This window comes from Streptomyces sp. NPDC020362, from assembly GCF_040642095.1.
Taxonomy (GTDB): Bacteria; Actinomycetota; Actinomycetes; order Streptomycetales; family Streptomycetaceae; genus Streptomyces.
The window spans coordinates 1-2,523 of record NZ_JBFAET010000431.1; the positions used below are offsets into that span (position 1 = coordinate 1).

General features: G+C 69.4%; 4 protein-coding genes. 2 read left to right on the forward strand and 2 right to left on the reverse strand.

What is annotated here, in order from left to right:
• Positions 1–34: 34 nt before the first annotated feature.
• Entirely contained in the window at positions 35–445 is a 411-nt protein-coding gene (locus tag AB0H32_RS47855) for a hypothetical protein (RefSeq protein WP_361135892.1), read from the reverse strand.
• 12 nt (positions 446–457) lie between these two features.
• Positions 458–910 carry a MarR family transcriptional regulator gene (locus AB0H32_RS47860; protein ID WP_361135895.1) on the reverse strand — a complete coding sequence of 151 codons (453 nt, stop codon included), beginning with the start codon at positions 908–910 and terminating at the stop codon, positions 458–460.
• Between the two features lie 315 nt (positions 911–1,225).
• Between AB0H32_RS47860 and AB0H32_RS47865 the strand changes: the two genes are divergently transcribed.
• Positions 1,226–2,017: an SDR family NAD(P)-dependent oxidoreductase gene (locus AB0H32_RS47865; RefSeq protein WP_361135899.1), complete on the forward strand. Its 792-nt coding sequence runs from the start codon at positions 1,226–1,228 to the stop codon at positions 2,015–2,017.
• Between the two features lie 129 nt (positions 2,018–2,146).
• Positions 2,147–2,347, forward strand: coding sequence for a DUF6229 family protein (locus AB0H32_RS47870; protein WP_116143136.1), 201 nt, complete (start codon positions 2,147–2,149; stop codon positions 2,345–2,347).
• The last annotated feature ends 176 nt before the right edge of the window (positions 2,348–2,523 follow it).

Below are 2,523 nucleotides of genomic sequence, written 5' to 3' on the forward strand. Positions count from 1 at the left end.
CGGCAACGGGTACCGCCGCCCGGATGCGGCATGCTCACGCCTGGCCGGTCTCCAGGATCTTCTTCAGGGTGGCCAGTTCGGTGTCGACCAGGTCGGCCTGCTTCCTGAAGTCGGCTTCGGTCAGGGTCGGCGGCCGATAGAAGGTGATCATGAATTCGGCGCCGTCACCGTTGGGGACGACACGGGCCGGGACCTGCCAGGCTGCGGTGTCGTCCACGTAGTCGTGGTCGAGGATGCCGAACTCGGCGTTGGGGCGCAGGCGCAGCTTGGCCGGGCCCAGCGGGGTGGACATGCGCCACCAGTCGGGGTCGTCGGTGGGCTCGATGGACCGGATGTTGACCACGGCCCACCGGGGCCAGTTCGCCGGGTCGGCGAGGAAGGCATAGACCTGCGCGTGGGGGCGTTCGATGCCGACGGTCTTGGTGACGGAGGTCGCGATGCTCATCGCGTGCTCCTTTCAAGGGGTGTTGTGCCGTGCTGCGGGACGGGGTTCGCCCACCAGACGCCGGATCCACTCCTCGAGCTGCCGACGCTGACCGGGGTCGAGCGCGCCGAAGTAGTGGGCGTCGTTGCGGTCGGCGATCTCGGCCAGGACCGGTACGAGGTCACGGCCCTCAGGGGTCAGGACGAGTCGCACCGTGCGCCGTGAGGCGGGGTCCGGCTCGCGGCCCATCAGCCCCTTGGCCGCGAGACGGTCGACCAGACGGGAGACGGCCCCGGGGTCGATGTCCATGTGCGCGGCCGCGGCCTTGGTGGTGTCGTGGCCGTGGAAGACGCTGATCATCACGCCCCACTGGGAGACCGTGACGTCGTGCCTGCCGAGCTCGGCCTCGAACCGGCTGTGGACCTCGTCGGACAGGCGACGAAGCCAGTAGCCGAGATGGTCATGGAGTCCACTCGTCGTACTCACGGACTCCATCATGCTTGTCGCGACAATTCTTGTCAAGGCAACAATGTTCGATGGGGCGGACCGGCCCAGAAGGTGGTCCGCCGCCCGAGAAACACCCAGGGCCGAGCCTGCCGACCAGTGGGCCCCGCGACACGCCACCCCCGCCCGCCCGGAGGCGGCGGACACGCTCGCCCCCGACCGGCACCTTCCGCTCACCCCAGACCGGCACCTTCCGCCCGCCCCCGACCGACGCCTTCCGTTCGCCGCCCACGCCGGTGGACAGGACCCCTTCGCCTCCCTATTGTTCGTTCGAACGAACAGAACTGGAGGGTAGCTGTGCACATTGCTGGGGCAACCGTTCTGCTTACTGGAGTCACGGGCGGCATCGGCGGCTCGATCGCTGCCGGGATATCCGCTCGCGGCGCGGATCTCATTCTCACCGGGCGGCGGCGCGAGGCGCTGGAACCCCTCGCCGAGCGCTACGGTGCGCGCACGATCCTGGCCGATCTCGGCGACCCCGACGATGTGCAGCGCCTCGCTCAGGAAGCGGCCGGCACGGACATCCTCATCGCCAACGCGGCCCTGCCCTCCAGCGGTGACGTGCTCGACTACACGCCGGCCCAGATCGACCGGGCGCTCGCGGTGAACCTGCGTGCCCCCGCGATGCTGGCCCGGTTGCTCGCTCCGGGCATGGTGACTGCGGGGCGCGGACACATCTGCTTCGTCGGATCACTGTCGGGGATGGCGGCCACCAAGTCGTCGTCCATGTACAACGCGACGAAGTTCGGGCTGCGCGGTTTCTCGCTGGCCTTCCGCCAGGACCTGCACGGCACGGGCGTGGGCGTCTCGATCGTCCAGCCGGGCTTCGTCCGCGATCTGGGGATGTTCGCGAAGACGGGGTCGCCGACACCCGGCGGTGTCCGCACGGTGTCGCCCGAGCGGGTCGTCAAGGGCGTGATTCGGGCGATCGAGCGCGATGTCGCCGAAATCAACGTGGCTCCGGCCGAGTTGAAGTTCCTCACCAGGATCGCGTCGCAGTTCCCGGGATTCGCCGAGCGTGTGCAACGGCTGGCGGGGGCGGACCAGACCCTGAACGCGATCGTGGCGGCGCAGCGGTCGAGTCGCTGAGCCGTCGGGGGCGGCCCCCCGCACCAGGGCATCTCACTGTGGCCAGATTAGTCGTCTGACGGGCGTCAGAACGCCGCAATACTCAGGGCTGGGCAATCCGCCCCAAATTCCCGCCTTCGGAGGCGCCTGATGTCTCAGCCCAGTGTTCCCACGACCGCAGTGCTCGACGCCTGGCTGTCGGGCGCCGAGAGCGCCTACGGCCGGCTCAACCCCGCCGGGCCCCTCTATGTCGGCGGCAGAGCCGCGGAGGCCGCGCTGACCGACCCGAGCGACTCCCTCTACGGCTTCTGCTCCAGCCCGAGCGGGTCGCACGGCAGCTGGTGCTGCTGATCCCTCTGTTGCGCCTTGAGGTTCGCACGACCTGAGCGCGGTGGAACTGCTGCTCACGCAGTTCCACCGCGCCCTTTCTCCGGGCGCCCGCACGGGCGCGAACGCACGGCGAACGGGAGGGTGAACGGTGAGCGGTTCGGTGCCGCAGAGCGGGGACGAGTCGGAGTGGTTCGCAC

Coding starts and splice junctions, on each gene's coding strand:
- AB0H32_RS47870 (WP_116143136.1), top strand. CDS start 2,147: ATGTCTCAGCCCAGTGTTCCCACGACCGCAGTGCTCGACGCCTGGCTG.
- AB0H32_RS47855 (WP_361135892.1), bottom strand. CDS start 445: ATGAGCATCGCGACCTCCGTCACCAAGACCGTCGGCATCGAACGCCCC.